Below are 25,288 nucleotides of genomic sequence, written 5' to 3' on the forward strand. Positions count from 1 at the left end.
GATTTTAATATGTTATATCCAATAATTACAGAATCAAGAAAATTAATAGATTTAAATGGTATTTGGAACTTTAAATTAGATAATGGTAATGGATTAAAAGATGAATGGTTTAAAGGTAAATTAAAAGATACAATGTTAATGGCTGTTCCATCATCTTATAACGATTTAAAAGAAGATGAAGCTATAAGAGATCATGTGGGATATGTTTGGTATGAAAGAGAAATCATTCTTCAAGAAGAATTATTTAATGAAAGAATAGTATTAAGATTAGGTTCAGCAACTCACCACGCAAAGGTTTATGTTAATGGTGAATTTGCGGTAGAGCATAGAGGTGGATTCTTACCTTTTGAAGTTGAAATAAACAATTTAGCTAAGGTTGGTAAAAATAGAATAACAGTGGCTGTTGATAATATATTAGATGAAACTACAATGCCAGTAGGTTTAATTAAGAAAACAAAAAGAACTAATGGAGAAGAAAAAATAACTAACCCAGTTAACTTTGATTTCTTCAACTATGCAGGATTAAATAGACCTATAAAAATATATACAACACCTAAAAATTATATAGAAGACGTTACAATAGTAACTGATATTGAAGATAATAAAGGAATAGTTAATTATGATGTTGATATAGTTGGACAAGGAGCTGTATCAGTGGAAGTAATTGATGAAGATGATAATAAAGTTGCTGAATTAGAAGGAAAAGATGGCAAAATAGTTATAGAGGATGTTAAGTTATGGCAACCACTAAATGCTTACTTATATAGATTAAGAATAACTTTAAAGAGCGAAGATGGAAAAATAGATATTTATGAGCAAGAGTTTGGGGTAAGAACTGTAGAAGTTAAAGATGGAAAGTTCTTAATCAATGGAGAGCCATTCTACTTCAAAGGATTTGGAAAGCATGAAGATTCTCATGTTCATGGAAGAGGTTTTGATGAAGCATTAAATATAAAAGATTTCAGTTTAATGAAATGGATTGGAGCAAACTCATTTAGAACAGCTCACTATCCATATTCAGATGAAATAATGAGACTTGCAGATAGAGAAGGTATAGTAATAATAGATGAAACTCCAGGGGTAGGGCTTCACCTAAACTTTATGGCTACTTTACTTAGTGGTGATTCTAAAAAAAGAGAGACGTGGAAAGAAATTGGAACTAAGGAGCATCATGAGCAAGTATTAAGAGATTTAGTTAAGAGAGATAAAAATCACCCTTCAGTTGTAATGTGGTCAGTGGCAAATGAGCCAGCATCAGAGGAAGAAGGAGCAGATGGATATTTCAAGCCATTAGTAGAATTAACAAAGAGCTTAGACCCTCAAAAGAGACCAGTAACAATAGTAACACACATGATGTCAACTCCAGATCGTTGTAAAGTTGCAGATTTCATAGATGTACTTTGCTTAAATAGATACTATGGATGGTATGTAAATGGTGGAGAATTAGATATGGCAAAAGAAGGCTTAAGAGCTGAGCTTAAAGGTTGGGAAAAAAGATGTCCAGGAAAGCCAATAATGTTCACTGAGTATGGAGCAGATACAGTGGCTGGATTACACGATACAACACCAGTTATGTTCACAGAAGAATATCAAGTTCTTTACTATGAATCAAATCATGAGGTTGTTGACGAATGTAAGTCATTTGTAGGGGAGCAAGTGTGGAACTTTGCAGATTTCCAAACAAGCCAAGGTATTTTAAGAGTTCAAGGAAATAAAAAGGGAATTTTCACAAGAGATAGAAAACCTAAGGCTGTAGCACATGCCTTAAGAAAAAGATGGACTAATATACCAGAGTTCAACTATAAGAAATAATTATAGTTAAGTAAATGCAAATCTACTAGAATTGAGGTTTTAGTAGATTTGCAAAATGTTTCTTATGTAAACATATACAATGCTTATTTCTAGATAATCATATTAGAATATGTGGGGGGAAATTAAATTATGGTTGAAGAAAGATATAGAGCGGTACCTAATGAAGAAGAGCCAAAAGTAAGACCTTTTGGAAAGAGAGATAAAATAGGATATATGTTTGGTGATTTAGGAAACACTATGTTTTTTGGATTCATAGGTAGTTACTTAATGCTTTTTTATACTGATATAGTTGGAATATCAGCAGCTGCTGTTGGTACTTTGTTATTAGTTGCTCGTATATGGGATGCTATAAATGATCCTATGATAGGAACAATTATAGATTCTAGACCTGGAAGTAAAAAAGGAAAATTTAAACCATACTTATGGTACTTTGCAATACCTGTAATTGTATCTGGAATACTATGCTTTACAACACCAAGTGGAGCTTCACAGGGAGTTAAATTAGCATATGCATATGTAACATACATTTTATTTGGTATGATGTATACATGTATTAATATTCCTTATGGTTCTTTATCTTCAGTAATGACTAATGATCCAGTTGAAAGAACTTCATTATCAACATTTAGAAGTGTTGGAAGCTTAATTGGAAACCTAATAATAATGGCTATAGTTCCTGCATTAGTATTTACTAATAAAGTACCAACTCAAAAAGGTTTTTTTATAGCTGCAATTGTAATGGGGATAATTGGAATAATATCATATAAATCAGCTCATAGCTTAGTTACAGAAAGAATTGTTCATAATAATGCTAAAAAAGAAAAAGTAGACTTTAAGAAAACTATTGTAGGCATTTTCAAAAATAAAGGTTTATTAGGTATTATGATAGCATCTTTAGCTCAATTAACTGCAATGATGTTATCACAATCTTTAACTCCATATCTTTATAAAGATTATTTTAAAGCACCTGGTTTAATAGGATTAGCTGGTATGGTTGGTATGGTTGTATCATTTACTATTCTTCCTATGTTAGGACCTTTAGTTAAGAAATTTGGTAAAAAAGAAATAGTATCATATGGAATGGTATTAGCAACAGCTATGTATTTCTTATCTTTTATTTTACCAATAAAAAATCCTTTAGTATTTATAGCTATACAAACTGTTGCATCTTTTGGAATGGCTTTCATGAACGTTCTTGTATGGGCTATAGTTGCAGATGCTATAGATTATCATGAATACTTAACTGGTGAAAGAAAAGAAGGTATTGTATATGCATCATATTCACTAGTTAGAAAGTTAGGACAAGCTGCTGCGGGTGGATTAGCAGGTATAACATTAACTTTTATAGGATATGTATCAGGAGCAGAAGCACAAACTGCTGAAGTGGCTCTAGGAATAAAAAGAATTGCTACTTTAGTTCCGGCTATAGCAGGAGTAGTTGCAATAGTTGCGTTAGTATTTGTATGTAACTTATCAAAGGAAAGATTAGTTCAATTAAATGATGAATTAGAAGAAATGAGAAAATAATTTAATTTAAAATATAAAAGTTAGAAGAGGATGTATCAAATTGCAGATACATCCTTTTCTATCTTTTATCTAGCTATATAGGTTCATCATTTGTGACCACTTACTTACGAGTTCAATGGTCACAGCATTTTGTACCTATATAGCTATCTTGGCAGATGAAAAAATGTATTTATAAAATAATGACTAATAAAAACTTGTATTAAATAATGTAAAAAGGAGTTAATTCGAAGTAATTTTTATAAAATTACTTTGAGTTAACTCCTTTTCTTTTTGAATGTGTGAATAATGTATAATTTTAAGTTAAGTGCACTGTAATTAAGATTTAATTAACTAATGACTTAGTCTTAATTTAATTTTACATCCATAAGATTACAAAAAAATTACTAGATTATTAATAAATGGGGTAATTTTAGAAATAATAAGAAATTTTAATTAAGGAAATATATGGGGAGTGAAGTTGAGTAAATATAAATAAGTTTTATTATAAAATTTTACGACAATTGTAAGAATACATATGTATAAAGTTAAATAGAAATTATTTGTTTTATAATTAAAAAGCAGGATATATGATTATAGATGACCATTATTATAATGAGTTAATAAAAGATATTTTAGAGAATGATGTCTTTGGAAAAAAGAATAGAGAAGATATTTTTTATTGATACAGTGAAAAAGCAGATTACAAGGAAGAGTTACTAAGAAAACTTGGATTAAAGTAATTTTATTTTATAGTTAATTAGGAATTAGCAAATGAATTTATGATAATTTTAAAAATGTTGTATGAATGGTGGAAACAAAAATGGATATAAAAAAATAATGAGAAGAAAGAAATTAGTTTAAATTCAACCAAAAATTATAAATATTAAATATATATTTGGAAATTATAGTAATTTAGAAGGTATTGATAAGATAAAAAGCCCTGTAGACTATAAAGTCTCCAAGGCCTTTTATATTAAGCTTCTACAGTTTTTTTAGTTGTTTCTATTATTTCGGCATCAATTATTGATACAAGAGCACCACCAGCAGACGAAAAAATATCATTGTCTACAATAGCATTCATAGCAGCATCAACATCAGCTTTTGCTAAGTTTTCTTTAATATTTTTTAGGGTTAAAGTAGTTTGTTTACCTTCCTCATTTTTGAAATTCATTTTTAAAAGATATTTTGTTTCCATATTAAAATCCTCCCTTATTTTTAATTTTTAATTTTTATATTTATCTTTTGTGCTTAATGAGGTTAACTCTTTTTTCTTATGTTAATATTGCAAAATCTTATCTTAGAAAATTAATCAAAAATATAATTTTCTTCTTTTCTTATAAATACTCCAGTACTGTTTATTAAAATAGCAAGTTTTTCACCTACATTTTTTAGTGCCTCATCAGATGCAGTTGTTCTAATGTTAGAAAATTTCTGTGATGTTGGTATGTTTTTGTCCTCCTCAAAGTTAAACACCTCATACTTTAATACTAATGATTTTTTAGTTAATGTTGTTACTTTCATTACTATCAACTCCTTTCATAATGTATATATGCACTAATTAGAATTTTTGTTGAAATTTTTTTAAAAAAATTTTCAGAATAAGAATGAATTTTAGATAAGTTACTGAACTTTGAATAAATAGTAAAAAAATATATATTAAATTGAGTTGTATGATGTCTTATGTTATTATTTTATTAAGGGATAAATATAGACTTAATTCAGGTGAAGTTTTGACTCCATCGGAATACTTAGAGAGTGTTATCTAGAAGCGTGAAGCTGTTTTTCTCCTACTTAAAGATAGGAATATTACAATCTCTAGCTATTAGATAAGTTTCCTAAGTGGTGAGAATTAATTAGTAAATATTATTTAAATATAAGGGGATATTATTATGATAAATAAATTTAGAGAATTAGGTATAGTTGCAGTTATTAGGGCAAATAATCATGAAGAAGCAGAGGAATATGTTAAAGCTACTTTAGAGGGAGGAATAAAGGCTATAGAGCTTACTTATTCTATTCCTAATATGCCTGAACTTTTAAAAAAGTTAAAAGAAAAATATAAAGATGGATTTTTTGGAGCTGGTAGTGTATTAAACGCTAAAATGGCTATTGATGCTATTGATGCAGGAGCTGAATATATAGTTAGTCCAGGGTATAGTCAAGGAGTTAATGATGTTTGTAAGGAAAGAGAAATAACTTATTCTCCAGGGTGTATGACTATAAGTGAAATGATGATAGCTATGGATAATGGAAATGAACTAGTTAAAATGTTTCCAGGAAATTTATTTGGACCATCCTTTGTTAAAGCTGTTAAGGCACCAATACCAAATATAAATATTATGCCAACAGGTGGTGTTGATGTAAATAATGTTCAAGAATGGTTTAAGAATGGTGTTACATGTGTAGGGGTAGGAAGTTCACTTTTAGCATCAAAGGACTATGAAACTATAAAAAATCTTGCAAGGGAATTTGTGGTGAAAATAGATGAGTACAAAAAATCTTGTTAATGAAAAGGCAGTAATTTTAGGAATTGGAGAAATAATGATGAGACTTAGTCCTACAGATAATGATGTCTTAGGAACAAGTAACAAGTTAAATGAGACTTATGGCGGTGGTGAGGGAAATGTTATTTGTTCTCTAGCTAACTTTAATCATAAAACAAAATTTTTTACTAAGCTACCATCTAATGATTTAGGGAAAAAATCTTTAAAAGTATTTAAGGAAAGAGATGTTGATTTATCAAATGTTATATTTGGTGAAGGAAGACTTGGAATATATTTTTTAGAAGAAGGAGTAGGTGTTAGAAATTCAAAGGTTATTTATGATAGGGCTTATTCAGCTTTTTCTATGATAAAGGAAGAAGAAATAAACTATGATGAACTACTTAAAGATGTGGGGTTGTTACATATAAGCGGAATAACGGCAGCTTTAAGTGAAGAACATAGAAAAATAACATTAAATTTAGTAAAGGAAGCTAAAAGTAGAAGTATATTAGTAAGTTATGATTCTAACTTTAGAGCAAAACTTTGGAGTGCAGAGCTTTGTGGACAGTTCCTTAAGGAAATTTTAAATTATGTTGATATAGCATTTTTAGGACATCTAGATATAACTAAGTTATTAAACTTTAATCATGACTTTATAGGAATTCATAAAGAGGACTTAAAAATATTATATGATAAGTTACAAAAGGAATATCCAAATATAAAGGTTATAGCTTCAACAAAGAGAGAAATAGAATCTGCTAGAAAAAATTCTTTAACTGGATATATATATGAAAAAGGTATTTTAGTAGAATCTGAAAAATATACTTTTGATATATTAGATAGAGTTGGTGGTGGTGATGCCTTTTCAGCAGGAGTGCTTCATGGTTTAATAGAAGGAAAAAGTCTTAAAGATGTAATTGAGTTTGGTACTGTAGCTAGTGTTTTAAAACATAGCTATAAGGGCGATATTAATTATTGTACCAAAGAAGATGTGGAAATCTTCTTGGCTAATGGCGTATCTGCCATAGGAAGGTAATTAGAATTTAATAATTTTAAGAATAAAAGTTAATGATTAAGGGGGCTGTATAAAAAATCAGCTCCTTAATTTAGTTACATATAAAATTCTTTAGGATTTAATATGAAAAAAAGATATAGATTATAATAAAATATACATTCAGTATGTTATAGTTAGATAAAGACTTTTAATTGAAAGGGGCAGTATTAATGAGCAAGAAATTGCTACCAGATAAAATTGCTGATGAAATAAAAACTATGATAGTTGATAAAAAGCTAAACATTGGAGATAAGTTACCTAATGAATTAGAGTTATGTAAAAGTCTTGATGTAAGTAGAACAACTGTAAGGGAAGCAATAAAAATATTAGTTGCGGGAAATGTTTTAGAAATAAGAAGAGGAAAAGGAACCTTTGTAAGTGAAAGATTAGGTGTTAGTAAAGATCCTTTAGGATTATTATTTGAAAGTGATAAAAAGAAGTTAATAAGAGATCTTTTTGAAACTAGATTAATCATAGAACCAGAACTTGTTAGTTTAGTTTGTGAAAGAGCAGAAGAATATGAAATTGAAAAAATGAAAGTATTAGCTAAAGAAATAGAAGAGTTAATATTAAAAAAAGAAAACCACCTTCAAAAGGATATAGAATTTCACAAATTAATTGCAAAGGCTAGCCATAATTCAGTGGTTACTAAAATAATTCCTATAATAAATGATTCAATAAACTATGGCTATGATGCAACTAAAGATGATGACGGTGTAAATAAAGATGTAATGAGAGTACATAGAAATATAGTAGAAGCAATTTCAAAAAGAGATAAGGTTATGGCAAAAGAAGCTACTATAGAACATATTAAGATAGCTATTAATAAAATGAAACTTAATTTAATGGAAGAATAAAATTTTGTAGAATAAATATTATATTTAAGCAGTTAAAAATTAGATATATAAATATATGTAGGAAAGAAAGTAGAAAGAGGTAAATCTAAGTATTTAGAGATATCTCTTTTTATTTTTATAATTAAAAAATATGATAATAGATTATAAATTTAATAAAATTATTAATAATTAGTAAATAAGTTGATAAATTAATAAAAATATGTTATTATTAATTTAAGTTATTTCGTATTTTTATTATTAGATTAAATAAATAACAATTTAATTGAAAATAAATGTTTAAAACTTAGGACAATACTTAAAGTATTTCATTAATGGAGAATGAATTTTAGCCTAATGTATAATTAAACAAGATTTTCTGGAATTGTTATAAACAGAATACTAAATTTATAATTATTTTTAATACTAAATTTTAGTTAAAATTATTTAATGGAAGATAGTTTTTAAATATTTATGTAAACCTTTAAATAATATTTTAGATTATTTGAATATAAAGAGAATTTTAATTTACACAACTTAATAAAGAAAGTAACCAAAGAAAAAATGACTTGCAAAGGAGAATGCTAATGAAGAAGAAAATACACAATTTTATACATAAGAAATTAATTATTATAGCTATATTGACTCAATTGATTATTGTTTTTGGAGGTACTGCAATGTCTGCTGTTGTTGATGCACAAGAAAAAAATCAACAATATTTTGAATATACAGAGACAATGAGACACTTAGAAGAACATTTAGAAGAGCATAGTAGAAATAAATTTGAGATGAATAGAGCTATGATTAGAACTAATCTTAGAGGTAAGATGAGAGAAGTTGATTACTATACTAATATTGTAAACGATTAAAAATATATTAAAGTGAGATATATCAAAATTATAGATATATCTCCTTTTTGTTGTTAGTTAAATATATAAATATTTTAGTATATTAAAGAAAGAGAGTTATCTGAATTAAATTTTAGTTTATGATAATATGATTATAAGATTAAGTAGAAAAAGGGGAATAGATATTTGGTTTTAATAGGTACTTATTTAATTTTAATTAATTTAATAGGATTTTTTATTATGTACTATGATAAGAAAAAGGCAATTAAGGGACAGTGGAGGATTAGTGAAGCTACTTTAATTACTATAGCAATTATAGGAGGAAGCATTGGAGTATACTTAGGAATGCAGAATTTTAGACATAAAACTAAACATTTAAAGTTTAAAGTTGGCATACCAATAATAATTATATTTCAAATTATTTTTCTAGGAACTTTATTCAAATAGAAGATAAGAACTAGTGTAAATAAAGTAGATAGATATTAACTAAAAAATAAATTATATAGGATTATAAAGTGGGGCTGTATCAAATTACAGATACATCTTCTCTGCCTTTTATCTAGCTATATAGGTTCATCATTTGTGACCACTCACTTACGTAAAGAAGCTCTAATATTTTTTCTACAACAGTTTCTAAAATTTCCAAACTCACTTTGTTCAAACAGTGAAAATTTTTCACGAAACTATTATTCAAAAATAAAGAGCTTCTAGTACTAGTTCAATGGTCACAGCATTTTGTACCTATATAGCTATCTCGGCAGATAAAAAAATATATTTATAAAAGTAATATAAATTAAGGGGCTGATTTGATATATTCCTATTTAATTTTTTTTAATAAAGGCTATTTTAAAGATGAGGAAACTCGACTTTGAAGTAGTTTTTTTATGTTAGTTTATATAAAGTTATTTGCCATATATTTACATAAAATATGAAATGAAATATAATGTTATTATAACTATATGATAAAAGTAGGTGAATTAATGGGGGTAAAATTAGGAGCAATACTTTGTACTGCTATGGTAGCTTTAACTTTAAATGGGGGTACACCTAATGAAAAAAAGCTTAGTAAAGAGGGACGTCAACATAATAATGAAAATGTAATCTTAAATAAAGAAGTTGTAAATGACATTGTAATAGGAAACTTAGAAAAGGGTTATAAAATAATTGATCTTATAAGAAAAGATAAAGCAAAATGGGGGAATAGTTTATGAGGGAATCAGTAGCTCGAGCTTTAGCCTTTAGTTTATCTTTAGGTCTTGCTGGAACTATAATAAATCCTGTTTCTGTCTTAGCAGAAAATAGAGAAATTGTTATGGACATAAATGATGAAGCTTATATTGAGGGCTATATTAATCTAAATGATTATTTAAAATTAACTTCGGGATCTTACGAAAAAAAAGTGATTTCAGAAAATAAGAGTGTCTATTTTATAACTATAGAATCTTCTAAAACTGAAAATTCTTATATTATTGAATTAGCAAGTAGTAAAAATAATATGAAAATTGGAGATAAGTATATTCCTTATGGATATAAAGAAATAGCAGGTTATAAAGTTCCTGATAATTCAAAAAAGGTAATTGAAAAGGATGGTTTTCTCTATGTACCATTTTCTTTTTTTGAAGGCTTATTTAATGAAGAAATAAAAATAGATAGAGAAAATAAGAAATTTATTTTTCCTAGAGACTTAGGAGAATATTTGGATGAAAATATAGAAAATTTATTTAGTAATATTGATAATTTGAAAAAGGAAAAAGAGGACTTAGAAGAGTAATAGTTTTTCTTTTTTTTATTAGAAAGTATTATAATATAAAAGAAAAATAAATTTTGAACGGAGGATAAAATTATGATTTTTAAGGGATTTTTAATTTTAATTACTATAATAGTATTTATGATTTCATTTGTTGCTGTAGCTAAACCTAGTATAATTGATGATATTGAAAAAAGAGAAAAAGCTGAAATGATGAAAAAGTCTAAGAAAAATAAATAAGTTCTAAAAGAATAATTATAGATAGAAATATATGGCTATATTAAGGAGGATTTTAAAATCACCTTTAATATAGCTATTTTTGAATTAATTTTATTTTGTAAGTAAAAGCTTTTTAATACTTTGATTGTATTAACCATATATTTTTAATTTATTTTTATATTTGTATTTTTGAATAAGCTATTTATTGATAGTATAATTTAAAATGTAAAATATTTATTAATAAAAAATATAATTTAATTGATGTTAATTTTGTTAAAAGTAAAAGGTTTTAGGATAGTTTTATTTTAAATTGAAAGCTCCTTATTTATAAGAGAGCAATTATTTTTCAATTTAAATGTTTTAATTTTAACAAAGTCTACAGTCAATAGCTTCTAATAAAGGATTAGAAGTAATATTAAAGTTTAAAAATTTGAATAAAGAGAAATGGGAGACTGAAATGAATTTTTTCAAAGAAAAAAAGAATTTGAAGTGGGTTTCTTTAATTGCATGGGCTGTAATAATAGTAGTTCTAGCATTAGTTTCACCATCTCTTAGTAAATTAGTCACAGAAAAGGGAGCTATAACTCTACCTAGTAATTATCCAACAGAAGTTATTAAGCAATTAGCTATTGAAAATCAGCAAAGTGCAACAGATCAAACTGTAAGTAATAAAAATTCAAGGAGTACTTCTAATAATAAAGCTGCTAATAAGTCAAATAGTAATAATTCTAGTGGGCTTAATGCTAATCAGTATATTGCTGTGTTTAATGTACCAACGGGTTTAACTGAAAGTGATATAAAAAATATAAGCAATACATTAAGTAATGTTAGTAAGAATAAGAGTAAATTACATATTTCATCAATAACAGATTGTTTTAGTAACACAGCTTTAAAACCTCAAATGATTTCTAAAAATAATAAAACTATATTAGCTATTTTTAATATCAATTCTAAGGGAGCAAAGGGTTCGGTTATTAGAAAAGAGGTTAATGACAGTATAAAGACACCAGGAGTTCAAACATATCTTACTGGAAATAATTTAATTGCATCAGATATAAATATAGCTTCTCAAAAAGGATTAGCTAGAATTGCCGTTATAACTGTAGCATTTATTTTAATAGTTTTATTTTTAGTATTTAGGTCTTTTATAGTTCCTTTTATACCATTGTTAACTATAATCATAAGCTTTGGAGTATCTCAATTTATTGTAGCTATACTATCTAATAGTTTTAATTTCCCAGTTTCAAATTATACACAAGTATTTATGATTTCTATTTTGTTTGGAATAGGAACGGATTATTCCATACTTTTAATTAGTAGATTTAGGGAAGAACTTGATAATGGAATTAATAAGTATGAAGCTATAAAAGTTACGTATAAGACAGCTGGTAGAACTGTATTATTTAGTGCAATACCTGTATTTATTGTTTTTGCTTTATTATATTTTGTGAATTTTTCATTATATAGAAGTGCAAGTGCAGTATCCATTAGTATAATTGTTTTAATTTTAGCTTTATTTAGTCTTTTACCATCAGCTATGGCTATTTTGGGAGATAAGTTATTTTGGCCATTTAACAAAAAGCATGAGCATAAAGAAAATAAATTTTGGACAATTCTTGGTAAGTTTGCATTAAATAGACCAATATTAGCTTTAATAGTGGTAGGAATAGTTTGCATACCTCCAATTTGTCTTAATAATGGTGTTGAATCCTTTAATTTGGTTAATGAAATAAGTAGTAAATATCAATCCATAGAAGGCTTTAACATAATAGCAAAGAATTTTGGAATGGGTAAAATATCCCCAGTTACTATTTATATAGCTAATGATACTAATATGAAATCACCACAATATATTGAAACTATAGCTAAGATTTCGGACAATATATCAAAGGCACCAGGAATTCAAAGTGTAATGAGTATTTCTCAGCCATTAGGAACTAGATTAAATGATATATATGTAGATACTCAAGCAGGAATGGTTAATAAGGGCTTAGATACTGGAACAAAAGATTTAGGTAAAATAGGGAATAGTTTAAATAGTACAAGTAAAGAGCTTAAAGGTTCAGAACCTCAGTTAGCTAGTGCAGTTGCTAATGTTAGTAAATTAAATGCAGGTACTTTAGCTACAAAGAACGGGGTGGAGCAACTACAAAGTGCTTTAGGTGAGCTTAGTAATAGTATTAATCTAGAAGCTAATGCTACTAATAAGCTTAAAAATGGAGTTGAGTCAGCAGAAAGTCAATTAAATGAATTGAAGAATGGTCAACAGGAAATTCAACATGGTTATAAAGAGGTAGGAGAAAATTTAAATTTAATTTCAAATAAAGTTAATTCAGCAACTAATAAGGCTAATACTATAGCAGAAGAGGCTAATCAATTAACAAGTAATATAAATACTAGTAAATTAAATAATATTTCTAATGCTATAAATAGTAATTTAGAAGCCTATATAAAAGCTAATCCAAAAGCTTTAAAGAATAAAAACTTTATGGAAGCTGTTAATGAGTTAAATGCTTTATCATCAGTAGCAAATAAAGATCAGAATCAGTTAATGGGAGCCATAAAAACAGAAACTGAAAATTCTTTAAATGAGTTAAATGCATTGAATTCAGGACTTAAGGATTTATCTATTGTTATGAATGAACTTAATTCTAAATCTACTTTGGTCACTAATGGTATTGGAGAATTCCAAAGTGGTATAGGTGAAGTAGCAAATGGATTGAATGAATTAAATAATGGATTAAATGAAACTAATAAAGGTGGAAAAGAAATTGTTTCTAAAGTACCAGAAATATCAGATGCTTTAGGACAAATTTCACAAGGACAATCAGAAATAAAATCTGGTTTCCAAGAGTTTTCAGGGAAAATAAAAGAATTATCAGGAGGCTTAGCGACTGGAGCTTCAGACATTAATAAGATTAAGAATGGAGTGAAGGAAGCTAATGGTTATATAGGAGAATGGTCAAAGTTACCTTATGGAAATACAGGAGTATATGTACCAGCATCTGTATTCAAGAATAAGGCGTTTAAAGAAGCTCTAAATAATTATATGAGCCCAAATGGAAAGTTAACAAAAATAAGTGTTACTTTAAAGGAAAATCCATATTCTAATGGTGCAATGGATGAAATACCAGCATTAAAGAATATTGTTGAGAGTAGTATTAGAGGAACTAATTTAAGTAATGCACAAGTAGGAATCGGTGGTTTAGTTAGTACTGATTACCAAGTTAGAACAATGGCAAATCATGATTATTATGAAGTTATGTTCTTAGTTATTGTGGGAGTATTAATAACTTTAATAATACTTTTAAGAAGTATTATAATGCCAATGTATTTAGTAGGTTCAATTATTTTAACTTACTTTGCAGCACTTGGAATAGTTCAATTAATATTCCAAAAAATCTTAGGATATGTTGGATTAAGCTGGATTGCAGTATTCTTTGGTTTTGTTGTTCTAGTTGCTTTAGGAATTGATTATTCAATATTTATAATAACTAGATTTAAACAAAATAAGGGAATGCCAGTAAAAGAGAGAATGATGAGAACAATTCAAGTAATGGGTGGAGTTATAATGTCTGCAGCTCTAATTCTTGGAGGAACTTTTGCAGCATTAATGCCATCAGGCGTGCTAATACTAGGAGAAATAGCATCAGTAGTTATTATGGGATTAATATTATATGTTGTAATAGTATTACCAATGTTTATACCCGTAATGGCTAAGATGTTTAATGAGACAAACTTCTGGCCTTATGATGGAAATGGAAATTTCATATTATTTAAGAAAAATAATAAGGCAGAGGAGAAAATTTCTAAAAAAAATAATAATAAATAAAAATGTAAAGAAGATTGTTTCTAATAATTTAAGAGTAGAAACAATCTTTTTATATGTAGGTTTAATAGCTAATATAAAATTCTTAGTTCTAAGAACATAAAAAAATCATAGATTATAAAGAAGAAATTAAAAGGGAAGAAATTTAAAAATATAAAATAGGAGTGATTAAAAATAAAAGAAAAATGTGTAAGCCTGTAGTAGAAAAAATACAATAAAGTATTATTATCATAACCATGGACATGGTAATTGTGGTTATGGAGGTAATGAAGATATCATTAACTTATAAAGTTTTAAGTTATTAATAATAAGGGGAAAAGCAAGAAAGTATATGAAAAGTAGTGAATATAAGCTTCAATTTTGATATAGCTACTTTCTTTGTAATATTAAATTATAGTTGGGGGAAGTTAATGTATTACTATAAAATATATGGATTGAATGTTAAGTCAGAAAAGAAAATAGATGAATTAGTAGAGTCAAATAATACACTTAATATAGATGTTGAAATTAAAGTAGATAAAATACCAAAGGAAAAATTAAAATATCTTAAGGATGATATTTGGTTATATGTTTCTAAAGATATTTCAGTGTTTAGAATAGATAATCATGTAACATATTTAATTGAAGATGGAAATAAAATTACTATTGAAGAGAAGGAAGGCAGTGACTTGCAATTAGTAAAAACTTTTCTTTTAGGAACCTCTTTTGGGTTATTATTAAAACAAAGAAATATTATTGCTATTCATGGAGGAGCTATTTTAATAAATAATAAGGCAGTTATTTTTACAGGGAATAGTGGTGTAGGAAAATCTACTATAACCAATGCTTTTCGATTAAATAATTTTAAATTTTTAGCAGATGATGTGTCTGTTATAGAAATAAATGAAAATAAGGTTATTGTTAATCCCGCATATCCTCAACAAAAAATCTGTAGAGATGCTATGGAGAAAATGGGATATAACATTAGTAATTTTGAGCTTATAGATGAGGGGAGAGGAAAGTATGTAATACCAGCTAAAGAAAGCTTTACATATTCATCGAAGGAACTTGGGGCTATTTGTGAAATAGAAGTAAGTGATTGTGATGATGTCTATATGGAAGAAGTGTTAGGTATAGAAAAGATAAAGCTTATAATGAAAAGTATTTATAGAAGTGAGATATTCTTTAACATTGGTGTTGAAAAAGAGTATTTAAAAAAAATGGTTGAATTGGCTAAAAGCATAGAAGTTTATAAGATACTTAGACCCAAAAATAAATTTAGTGTGGATGATCAAATTAAATTAATTTTAGAAAAATTTAAATGAAATAAAAATTGAATTTGAAATAAAGTATGCAGGAATATATTCATAAATGGTTTGAGTGAAAAGAAGTGAGTTTTATAAAAAAATATAACTTAAAAATAATAAAACATGTAATCTTTTAACGAATTTCTACTAGTTAAAAGACACATGTTTCATTACTTATATAAGTTTCTAAACTATGCAAATTACTCATTTCCTTCATATCTTTCTGGTACAATTTGAACTTTATGTCTGGTTATGAAGTAAACGAAATCTGATAAAATATCTAAATCCATAATATATCTTTCACATGCTCTGTACATACACTTGTCCTCCTCAGAATTACAAAATATTCAATAAATTTTATATTGTCATTGTAGCATAATAAATGAATGTTGTCTTGCGTTTTTTTATATTTTTTTTGCAAGTTTAAATTTGAAACTTGCAGCTTTGAGAGTTTATTTTTTTTAATAAATATAGAATAATAAAATAATAATAAAAAGTCTTTTTAAAAGAAAAAAGAATAATAAAAATGAAAAAAAATTATTATATTTACTTTATAAATGGGAGAAAAAATGATTAAGTGCAAAAATGATAATTTATTCATTGAATTATGAATTATTATGCAGAATGTATAGTTGCTTTTTACTTTGTGTAAATTTTTATAAGTAAATTTTCACTATATTTATAAAGATAAAAATCTATAGAAATAATTTGTTTATATAGAAAGTATAAGGAGAAAAATTGAATAATAGTTAATGAAGAATGTATAATAAAAAGGTCTATATTGAAATATTTTTATTAAGTACATAGTTTTTATTTTGAATTAGATATTAACTAAAGAGGAGGTGGACTGTTATAATGATTAATTATTATAACAGTGAAAAAAATGAAAAAGTATATAAGTATGTTGGAGAATTATCCAATAGGAATGATGGGGACAGGATTAGGATTTGTAACTTTAGCTAATGTATATGCTAGTCAGCATGTGGGGTTTTTAAGAATTTATGCTATTTACTTTGAAATTATAGCTGCAATTTTAATGCTTTCAAGATTCATTATTTTTCCCAAAAGCATTTGGAAAGATTTAAAGAATCCAGTGGCAGCTAGTTTTTATGGAACTATAGATATGGGATTATTTTTAGTTGCAGCTTATTATCATGATAAATTTCCTAGTACAACTAGTGGACTATGGAGTTTCTGTGTATTATTACATTGCACTTTTATAGTTATATATAGCTTTTTTAGAATAAAAAATCATAATTTTTCTGAGGTTGTTCCAAGTTGGTTTGTAACTTATGTTGGAATTGCTACAGGGACTATGACTTATTTAGGCTTAGGAAATATGGAAGTAGCAAAAATAATAGCTTATTTTGCAACATTTTCTTATTTAGTTTTATATCCATTTATGCTCTATAAAATATTCTTTAAGAAGATAGAGACATCTAAAATAACTACAGTAGGAATAATTGGAGCACCAGCAGCTCTTGTTTTAGGGGCATTAATGAGTATATGTAAAGATATAAATGTATATTTCTTCTGGTTTTTAGTTGTGACTTTAATATTTAATATATTAATTGCATATTACTTTGCTGTTAAATTATTTATAAAGAAATTTAATCCGGGACTAGCAGCATTCACTTTTCCACTAGCTGTTAGTACCTTAGTAACATTTAAAATGGTGCTTTATTTAAAACATCATGGAATGTGGGGAATAGGATTATTTAAAACTATAGGTTATATTGAATTAATAATAGCTACAATAATAATAGCCTATGTTATTATAAGTTTTTTTATTTTATTTTATCAGTCAGCTATTAAAAGAAATTTAGTTAATCGAGTAGATAAATAATAGACAAATTTATAAAGAAAATATATAATATATAGAACTAAGATAAACGTAGACCTAAATCAGGTGGAGCTTTGATTCTATCTGAATGTTTAGTGGGTGTTATCTAGAAGGATGAGGTTATTTCTCTCCTACTTATAGAAGATAGGAGTATTACAGCCTCTAGCTATCAGATGAAAAGGGGGATTTTTTAAATGTCATGCTTAGGCAATATACTTTGGTTTATATTTGGGGGGTTTTTTAATGCATTAGGTTGGTTTTTTATAGGAGTACTTTGGTGTATAACTATAATAGGAATTCCTATAGGTAAACAATGTTTTAAAATGGCTGGTTTACAACTTGCTCCTTTTGGGAAAGAAATAGTGACTGTTAATGACGGTACAGGGAGCTTAATTTTAAATATACTTTGGATAATATTTGGTGGATTTGGATTAGCTGTTGCTAACTTAATAAGTGCAGTATGTTTAGCAGTAACAATTATAGGAATACCATTTGCTATTCAAGCTTTAAAAATGGCATATTTATCTCTTATGCCTTTTGGTAAAGATGTGCAATAAAAATTAAAATTTTAGAAATAGGGCTAGTTTAAAGGATAGAATAATTAGTTATCTTTTAGACTAGTCTATTTTTATAGTCTCACAGAGGATGGCTCTTATTAATTGACGTTGTATTATAGTAGATATAAACTATAATTATAGAAGATAAGGGGAAGGTTAAATTTTAGGTAGGTTACATTAAATATACAAGTTCCTAAAAAGAAAAAAGGAGGAATTACCATCTCTGTAAAAGGAATATTGGTAAATGCATATGAAAAGTTTAAAAGAAGAAAAATTATATATAAAAGTTGTAGAAGAAGTAAAAAAAGAAATAATGGATGGAAAATTAAAGCCTGGAGATAAGCTTCCCCCAGAGAGAGAAATGGCTGAAATGCTTGAAGTTAGTAGAGCATCGGTGAGAGAGGCAATGAGAGCACTAGAAGTAGGTGGGCTTGTTGAAAGTAAGCATGGTTCTGGTAATTTTATAAGAACAGATTTTTCTGAATCTTTACTTGAACCTTTATCATTAATATTTTTATTAAATGATTATAGTAAAAATGAAATTCGTGAAATGAGAAGTGCACTTGCAATTCAAGCTGCCTTAATTGCTAGTGAAAAAATTACAACAGAAGAAATTGATAAATTAGATAAAATTATTGATATAATGAGAGATAGTGAAGATGAGGAATTAAATAGAGAGCTAGATAATGAATTTCATAGGACTATAATCTTAGCCACAGATAATGTATTTATAAATATAATTTTTAGTAGTATATCTTCTTTATTTAAGAAATCTATAAAGGAAACAAGACGAGGTATTTTATTGTGTGCAGAAAATAAAGAAAAGCTTAATGATATTCATAAAGAAATAGTAGAAGCTTTTAAAGAAAAGAATAGGTCTAGACTATATGATGCTATGGCAAAACATTCAGATATAGTTTGTAATGTTATAGGAGCAGAAGGGTATCCTTTGTAGCCTTAAAAAGTTTAGCGCCTTTATTAAATATAAAAAATAAAAATTAATATAAAAAAATATTGATTTTTATTTTTTTATTTTTTAAATAATAAATAAAAATTTTAGAGAATTAGATTAAATTTAAAATATAGTTAAAAAAAAAACAATTATAGATAGAAAAAATGAACAAAAAGTTAAAAATATATAGATTAAAATTAAAGAAAAACTTAAAAATAAGGATATTAGTTATATTTATTAAAGTTAAAAAAATAACAATAGTAGATATTTTTTTATAAAAAGAATAAACTATAGATGTTGGCAAATTGGTCTGACATCTTACCAAAAGATGATGGTATAATAAATTGTATACAACCTATTTATTGTAGATTCTAATTTAATATATTCTTTAACAAAATAAACTAAATTTTTCAAGTCACTGCAAAGCCCTCTTTTATAGAGAGCACTATGTTTGTAAAAGTAATTATTAAATTATCATGATTATCTAAAAAAATTTACAGTAATGAAATTTTTAAACCTATCCCTAGAGTATTTAATTTATTAGAACTATCAAAGGTAAGAAATTTGATTTCTAAATGAAATAAATTATATTTAATCCTAAGTACTTAATTTAACCTGTTTTTCCCCTTAATTCAGGTCGAAATAGCTACGTTACACAAACAAGAGAGTATAATAAGATGATTTAAGAAAAATCATTTTATTATGCTCTTTTTTTGATAAAAATAGAGGATTATTATTTTTAATTTACCTTTTGAACCAGTTAAGAGTATTAGGATAATGTTAGAGAAAATGAGATTTGTTTCAGGTGCAATTAAAGCTACAGTAGAAGTTATTTAGAATAGTTGTATTTAGTTATTTATGGTTCACAGGATATTGAAATATTGTAGATATTAGTGATTTAATAAGCAATTATAGGGGGAATATAGTTGACACCTAATTTTTCTAAGTTTAAATTATAAACATAGACTTAATTCAGATAGAGTTTTGACTATATCTGAATGCTTAGTCAAAGTTATCTAGCTAAAGCAAGGATTAATTTGAGGTATATTGAAATTTTATTTTAAGCTAAAAAAGCGCAATTATTGCCGTAGTTGCTGAGAAAATAACCATATAATAGAGGTGTTAATATGAAATACGGAAATCTTCAAAAAGTCAGAGATGGTAGAAGAACTTACGGTGTAACTCCACATATTCCAGGTGGATTTATAACTGTAGATAATATGCAAAAGATAGTTGATGTGGCAAGAAAGTATGATGGAGTTTTAAAAATAACTTCAGGACAAAGAATTCTTATAACCAATTTGAAAGAAGAAGTTTTAGAGGATGTTTGGAAAGATCTTGGAATGGAACCAGCTGTTAAGACACAAAATTCTATGAAAAATATTGAGATGTGTCCAGCTGGGTTTTGTAAGAGATCAAAATATAATACTATAGGAACAGGAATGAAGCTATCAAAAAAATATCAGTGGATGGAAATGCCCTGTAGAACTAAAATAGGAGTAGCAGGGTGTAAAAATGCTTGTGGAAGTGTTTATGCTAAAGATATTGGTATAATAGCTGATAAAACAGGATTTATTGTTACTGCAGGAGGTTCAGCAGGATATAATCCAAGAATGGCTGATATTTTAATTACAGAGATAACAGAGAAAGAAGCTTTAAGTTTAGTTGATAAAATAGTTGAAGTATATCAAGAACATGGAGAAGAGGGAGAAAAATTAGGATTTTTAATTGATAGAATAGGCATAGAAAGATTTAGAGAACTTTTAAATCTATAAGGATATATATTTTTTTTGAATAAGGAATATTTTTATTAAATATAGTGATTGGTAGTATATACTATATTTATGTATAAAAATATTCTTTTTTTGTAAATATTAAATAATGCTTTAGAACATTGTAATTATTATTAATACCTTTGGTTTTCAATTTGTAATAATAAAGAAAAGATTTTTACTGAATAAAGCATTATAATTTTTATATTAAAATAGTTTTAGAAAGGCTAAGGATAAATATATGAAAAAAGTTACTATTATAGCTGTTATTCTAATAATATTAGGTGTAGGTGCTTATATTATTGGTAGTTATGTGGTTTCAAATAATTTAAATAGTAATGCATCCATAATAAATAAACCTGGTACTACTGAAACAAATCAGGATATAATTAATGCATCTACATCAATTGATGCAAAAGTGGCATTAAATACTACACCAACCACTAGTATAGCGGCACCGATAGTAGAGAATAAAGAAAGTATAGTATCTAATAATTCCAGTATAGTTAATCCAGAAGGGGTAGATTTAAGCAGTATATTAAGTACTCAGTCACCAGCAGGATATAATATAAATTCAATACAAGTGGTGGGAAATTTAAATGTAGAGCCTTATCAGTTGAAGGTTTATAGTAAGCCTGATGCTAACTCAAAGTATGGATACTTACATAGTAATAGTAGATATGTAACAATAACAGGAGAATATAAAGATTGGTATAGAATAAGTATAGGAAATTATGTTGGATTTATAGATAAAAATAAAGTTGAGATATCTGCAGTAGTTAATGCAGGGAACTCATTTATGAAATGTAATCTTATTGGTTGTGTAAATGGAGTTAATAGTAGTAATGTTCTTTTAAATGTAAGACAGAGTCCAAATTCAAATTCAGAAATAATATATAGATTAAGTAATGTGGGAAACTTTAATATTATAGGAGCTATTGGAAACTGGTATGAAGTTGACGTTCAAGGAAGTTTAGGTTATGTAGATTCTAAATATGTAGGTACTATATTACCATCAATATTAGAAAATAATTTTAGAATAATGGATAATATAACTCCAGCTATAGGGGATTTACAAAGTACAGCAAGTTATATTATAAAATCACAACCAGTTAGTGCATATCTTAAATGCAATACAAATGTTCCTGTGTATAGTAAACCATCTTCTAGCAGTAATCTAGAATATTATCTATCAAATAATTATGCTTTTAAATGTGTTGAGTTAGGTCCAAATTGGATTAAGATAATTTACAATGGGAAAATTGGATATATTTTAGAGCAATCAATTAATAACTTGTAAAAAGGTTATAGATAATATATAATAAATAAAGTTAACAGTAAGTTATCAAAAAATTCAAAAAATATAAAGCTTTTTTATTAATGTATTAATAGAGAAAAGAAATAGGAGAGGCCAATCATCTTTCCTTTATATAGCCAAAAGAAAAAATGAGATGTGTTAAATTTAACACATCTCATTTTTTGTTCCGTTCTCTTCAATTAAGCAATGCTACTATATTCCTTTATTATAGTGTCAAAACCTTCTTTTATGAATTCTTCTTTTATGTGATTATGACAATTAGTAAATTTGTCACCCAAAAGATTGATAAGTTCATAAGGGCTAACTCCTAAGATCTCAGAGTTTGTTTTTATAAACTTTAAAGCCATTATTTTTCCTTCAGTTTTGTCTCTTTGAATTATTTCGCTTACTGAAACTAATAATACTTCCAATAAACTAATTCTTTCTTCAATTTCCTTAAGTAAAACTTCCTTATTCATAAAACATCCTCCTTAATCTTAAATACAAATTATTATTTTATGTAGCTTAATTGATTCTTTATTAATATAGTAATAAAAATTTGGAATATAATAAAGAACCACTAACATATGTATGTACATATATAGTGGTTGTTAATATTGAGACAAGGTATTTAATTTTAATTTATCCAATTTGACTTTCATTATTCACTTGCTCTAGAAAAAGTTCTCTTTCATTTATAAGAGCTCTTAATTCATCGATATCTGATGAAGTAGCTTTATTTCTAACAAAACTTCTAGCTGTACTTCTACTCTTTAAATAGTTAGAGTATTCCTTATTTTTAGCTTGCCATCTTTTATTTGCTTGAGTTTGACTGCTAGGCATATTGGTCATCTCCATTCATATAATATTTATTATTAATTATATTTGGTTAAGATTTACATTATAAATTATAAAATAAGTAGAATTTATTTTCAAAAAAACTAAAAGAGGTTTTATATAAAATTTTATAATATTTTTATAAAGATATACTACTATACAAGTAAATTTTTTCAATAATGGAGTGGAGTTATAAATAATGGTTACTATGTCATAATTCATGTACTATAATTTAAAATAGAATTTTATAGTGTGATTGAATAAAAAGTATAAATTATGTATATAAATTTAAAGAGAAAAATATACTAAGGTAAGGGGAACGGGTTATGAGATATTTAAAAACCTATAGAGGCAATATTAAAGCTGTTGAAAATAAAGTAAATTTACTTTATAAATCAGAAATTGCTGATATTATAGCTATAAAAGATACAAAATTATCTATTAATAAAAATAGAGCTACAGCTGCTATTTCTTTAGAAATTAAAGTGGATAATGAGTTTATGGATTGTTCCCATATCAATACTGTAAGATTAGAAAAGTATAAACGAAGTAGAATATTATATTTCACAATAGATGACGGTAGGGAATTTAAATTAGTTATGAGTAATAGATTTTTATTTTCTAAGACAACAGGAATTTATTATAATAATCTTAAAGTAGGGAAGTTAACTTTTAAAAATAATTTATCCATAACTAATTTGAAAAATATAGTAATAGATTTTTTTAGAGCAACAGGAATTTTAATAAGTGTTATGGAATTACAAACTAGTTTGAAAAGTAATATGGATAATATAAATGATGTACCTAAAAGATTGGTATATTAGGACTAAGGGTTTTAACGAGGGCTTGAAATTCTTAGTCCTTATTACTAAAGAAAAAATTAAGATTTAATTTACATAGAGTTTTCACTTTATCCAAATTTTAGCAGATTATATAGAGATAGTTTTTGTTTATTTTCAATTTATAGAAAGCGGATTATACACATATTAGTAAAAGATAAAAAAGAGTGAGAGTGGGGGATTATTCCAATAACTCACTCTAAAAATAATAAATAATATAAGTGTAATTTGCAATTATATTATTGGCAAAATGAATAAATAATATTCAAAATAATATAAAATTAAATATATTTAAAATAAATTTAATTTTAAGTTATTGTAAAAAAAGTATAAATTTTGTTCATCATAAGAGATTATTAAGTAATTATAGTATAAAATTATTTTAACTAAGGTCTTTAATTTCTATAAATTGTAGCTTAATTCAGATGGAGTTAAAACTCCACATGAATTGAGTTTACGTTTACCTGAAGTTACATTAAATATTTAAAAATAGTGCTCTAATTAAGGGGGATATCTATGAAAGAAGATATAGATAAGGTTAATAAGGAAAAAGAGCAAATAGATAAAAAAGCTCCTTACAGCTATGAAGAGTATTGCAGGAGATTTAAAACTTCAAAAAGAGATAATAAGAAAAATTTTAAGATAATATTATTACTTATATTTTTGATAGTTATAGGCATATTAATATATTTTTTAATAAATAGCATGAAAGAAACTTCTAATAAAATAGATGAAGATGTACTTGTTATTAATGAAAATAGTGAAACACCAGTTTTAAAGGAAGCTTGGGATAAGGGTATTAAGTTAGAACTAAATGAAGTAAATTTAGATGGAAATCATTTAAATATTAAAATGATGTTAGATTATAGAAACTTAGATAAGGATTTAATTAATGAGGATGAAAATAAGTTTGAAATATCCACTAAAGGGCATTTTGAAATATTTATTGGGGATAGAAAAATGAAAACATTTTCTCCAACTATACAGAGTGTTTTTTTAGATAAGAAAACAGAAATAACTGTAAAGGCAGAAGTTCCTATAAGTGAAATAAAAGCGCCTATTAGATTAGATTATGTTTGTAATAAATTAGATGTAATTTATTCATCTACTAAAACCTATTCTATAGATGGAAATTGGGGATTTTCATATAATATAAATGATATATCAAACATTGAACAAGGAGATATTTTAAAGGTTAATAAATCTAGCTCTTTAGTTAATGAGAATTTCAATGTTAAAGTTGATGTAGATAATATAATTATTAAAGGAGACACAATGGATATTTCCTATATGTATGGGGGAAAGTCAAAAAGAAAAATAAATAATAAATATAGTTTAGAAGTTAAGGTACTTAATAGTTTTGGTGGAGAAATAGTGAATTTAACTAATAAGTTAAATGATAATGGACAGGTTAAGAGAATAACGTCTTTAAAGGTAGGTAAAGAAACAGAGAAAATTACATTAGTACCAAGATTAACTGAGAATACTTTTTTTTCAAACTCAAATGTTATTATAGAAGGTGTGCCAATAGAAATAGAATTAAAAAAATTAATTAATAAATAGTTGATAATAAG

Annotated in this window: 23 protein-coding genes; 19 read left to right on the plus strand and 4 right to left on the minus strand. The window is 26.3% G+C overall.

Annotation, left to right across the window (positions count from 1 at the left end; all coding sequences use genetic code 11):
- The first annotated feature begins 9 nt into the window (after window positions 1-9).
- Together uidA and ARA19_RS01865 are read left to right on the plus strand one after the other, a co-directional pair.
- On the plus strand, window positions 10-1,812 hold the full coding sequence (gene uidA / locus ARA19_RS01860) for a beta-glucuronidase (protein ID WP_055069253.1): 1,803 nt from the start codon (window positions 10-12) through the stop codon (window positions 1,810-1,812).
- Window positions 1,813-1,941: 129 nt separating this feature from the next.
- Entirely contained in the window at window positions 1,942-3,339 is a 1,398-nt protein-coding gene (locus ARA19_RS01865; RefSeq protein ID WP_055069254.1) for an MFS transporter, read from the plus strand.
- Window positions 3,340-4,291: 952 nt separating this feature from the next.
- Here the strand turns inward: ARA19_RS01865 and ARA19_RS01870 are convergent.
- Window positions 4,292-4,513 (minus strand): DUF2922 domain-containing protein, encoded by a 222-nt coding sequence (locus ARA19_RS01870; protein WP_055069255.1) that lies wholly within the window; start codon window positions 4,511-4,513, stop codon window positions 4,292-4,294.
- A gap of 110 nt (window positions 4,514-4,623) precedes the next feature.
- Complete coding sequence (locus tag ARA19_RS01875) at window positions 4,624-4,839, minus strand: DUF1659 domain-containing protein (RefSeq protein WP_055069256.1); 216 nt, start codon at window positions 4,837-4,839, stop codon at window positions 4,624-4,626.
- A gap of 368 nt (window positions 4,840-5,207) precedes the next feature.
- Here ARA19_RS01875 and ARA19_RS01880 point away from each other — a divergent pair, with 368 nt between their 5' ends.
- From ARA19_RS01880 to ARA19_RS01945, 15 genes are all read left to right on the plus strand, one after another.
- Complete coding sequence (locus ARA19_RS01880; protein WP_055069257.1) at window positions 5,208-5,825, plus strand: bifunctional 4-hydroxy-2-oxoglutarate aldolase/2-dehydro-3-deoxy-phosphogluconate aldolase; 618 nt, start codon at window positions 5,208-5,210, stop codon at window positions 5,823-5,825.
- Window positions 5,803-6,837, plus strand: a complete 1,035-nt coding sequence (locus ARA19_RS01885) for a sugar kinase (RefSeq protein WP_055069258.1) — start codon at window positions 5,803-5,805, stop codon at window positions 6,835-6,837. Before ARA19_RS01880 ends, ARA19_RS01885 begins: the two co-directional genes overlap by 23 nt.
- 188 nt (window positions 6,838-7,025) lie before the next feature.
- Window positions 7,026-7,712, plus strand: coding sequence for a FadR/GntR family transcriptional regulator (locus tag ARA19_RS01890; protein ID WP_055069259.1), 687 nt, complete (start codon window positions 7,026-7,028; stop codon window positions 7,710-7,712).
- Between the two features lie 563 nt (window positions 7,713-8,275).
- Complete coding sequence (locus ARA19_RS01895; RefSeq protein ID WP_055069260.1) at window positions 8,276-8,557, plus strand: hypothetical protein; 282 nt, start codon at window positions 8,276-8,278, stop codon at window positions 8,555-8,557.
- Between the two features lie 165 nt (window positions 8,558-8,722).
- Complete coding sequence (locus ARA19_RS01900; RefSeq protein ID WP_278321657.1) at window positions 8,723-8,983, plus strand: DUF1294 domain-containing protein; 261 nt, start codon at window positions 8,723-8,725, stop codon at window positions 8,981-8,983.
- 533 nt (window positions 8,984-9,516) lie between these two features.
- Window positions 9,517-9,747 carry a hypothetical protein gene (locus ARA19_RS01905; RefSeq protein ID WP_055069261.1) on the plus strand — a complete coding sequence of 77 codons (231 nt, stop codon included), beginning with the start codon at window positions 9,517-9,519 and terminating at the stop codon, window positions 9,745-9,747.
- Window positions 9,744-10,307 (plus strand): hypothetical protein, encoded by a 564-nt coding sequence (locus tag ARA19_RS01910; protein ID WP_055069262.1) that lies wholly within the window; start codon window positions 9,744-9,746, stop codon window positions 10,305-10,307. The genes ARA19_RS01905 and ARA19_RS01910 overlap by 4 nt, the downstream gene beginning before the upstream one ends.
- Window positions 10,308-10,379: 72 nt before the next feature.
- Window positions 10,380-10,523 (plus strand): hypothetical protein, encoded by a 144-nt coding sequence (locus tag ARA19_RS17365; protein ID WP_157452210.1) that lies wholly within the window; start codon window positions 10,380-10,382, stop codon window positions 10,521-10,523.
- A 436-nt stretch (window positions 10,524-10,959) separates the two neighbouring features.
- Complete coding sequence (locus ARA19_RS01915; protein ID WP_055069263.1) at window positions 10,960-14,334, plus strand: MMPL family transporter; 3,375 nt, start codon at window positions 10,960-10,962, stop codon at window positions 14,332-14,334.
- 407 nt (window positions 14,335-14,741) lie between these two features.
- A complete protein-coding gene (locus tag ARA19_RS01920) occupies window positions 14,742-15,635 on the plus strand; it encodes a phosphoenolpyruvate carboxykinase (ATP) (protein WP_055069264.1) in 894 nt (297 codons plus the stop codon).
- Window positions 15,636-16,500: 865 nt separating this feature from the next.
- Window positions 16,501-17,463, plus strand: coding sequence for a TDT family transporter (locus ARA19_RS01925; RefSeq protein WP_197276552.1), 963 nt, complete (start codon window positions 16,501-16,503; stop codon window positions 17,461-17,463).
- A 191-nt stretch (window positions 17,464-17,654) separates the two neighbouring features.
- Window positions 17,655-18,017, plus strand: a complete 363-nt coding sequence (locus tag ARA19_RS01930; RefSeq protein WP_055069266.1) for a YccF domain-containing protein — start codon at window positions 17,655-17,657, stop codon at window positions 18,015-18,017.
- 250 nt (window positions 18,018-18,267) lie between these two features.
- Entirely contained in the window at window positions 18,268-18,972 is a 705-nt protein-coding gene (locus ARA19_RS01935; RefSeq protein WP_207643331.1) for a FadR/GntR family transcriptional regulator, read from the plus strand.
- A gap of 1,124 nt (window positions 18,973-20,096) precedes the next feature.
- The gene (locus ARA19_RS01940) at window positions 20,097-20,744 is read left to right on the plus strand and encodes a nitrite/sulfite reductase domain-containing protein (protein ID WP_055069268.1); all 648 of its coding nucleotides are present in this window, start codon (window positions 20,097-20,099) and stop codon (window positions 20,742-20,744) included.
- Between the two features lie 238 nt (window positions 20,745-20,982).
- Complete coding sequence (locus tag ARA19_RS01945; protein WP_055069269.1) at window positions 20,983-22,041, plus strand: SH3 domain-containing protein; 1,059 nt, start codon at window positions 20,983-20,985, stop codon at window positions 22,039-22,041.
- 197 nt (window positions 22,042-22,238) lie between these two features.
- Here ARA19_RS01945 and ARA19_RS01950 read toward each other — a convergent pair whose 3' ends face one another.
- Window positions 22,239-22,517, minus strand: a complete 279-nt coding sequence (locus ARA19_RS01950; protein WP_055069270.1) for a hypothetical protein — start codon at window positions 22,515-22,517, stop codon at window positions 22,239-22,241.
- A 163-nt stretch (window positions 22,518-22,680) separates the two neighbouring features.
- Window positions 22,681-22,890: a hypothetical protein gene (locus ARA19_RS01955; RefSeq protein WP_055069271.1), complete on the minus strand. Its 210-nt coding sequence runs from the start codon at window positions 22,888-22,890 to the stop codon at window positions 22,681-22,683.
- 311 nt (window positions 22,891-23,201) lie between these two features.
- Here ARA19_RS01955 and ARA19_RS01960 point away from each other — a divergent pair, with 311 nt between their 5' ends.
- Together ARA19_RS01960 and ARA19_RS01965 are read left to right on the plus strand one after the other, a co-directional pair.
- Window positions 23,202-23,699: a hypothetical protein gene (locus ARA19_RS01960; RefSeq protein WP_055069272.1), complete on the plus strand. Its 498-nt coding sequence runs from the start codon at window positions 23,202-23,204 to the stop codon at window positions 23,697-23,699.
- Window positions 23,700-24,230: 531 nt separating this feature from the next.
- Window positions 24,231-25,277, plus strand: a complete 1,047-nt coding sequence (locus tag ARA19_RS01965; protein WP_055069273.1) for a hypothetical protein — start codon at window positions 24,231-24,233, stop codon at window positions 25,275-25,277.
- Window positions 25,278-25,288 lie beyond the last annotated feature (11 nt).

The organism is Clostridium massiliamazoniense (assembly GCF_001403635.1).
In the GTDB taxonomy this organism is placed as follows: domain Bacteria; phylum Bacillota; class Clostridia; order Clostridiales; family Clostridiaceae; genus Sarcina; species Sarcina massiliamazoniense.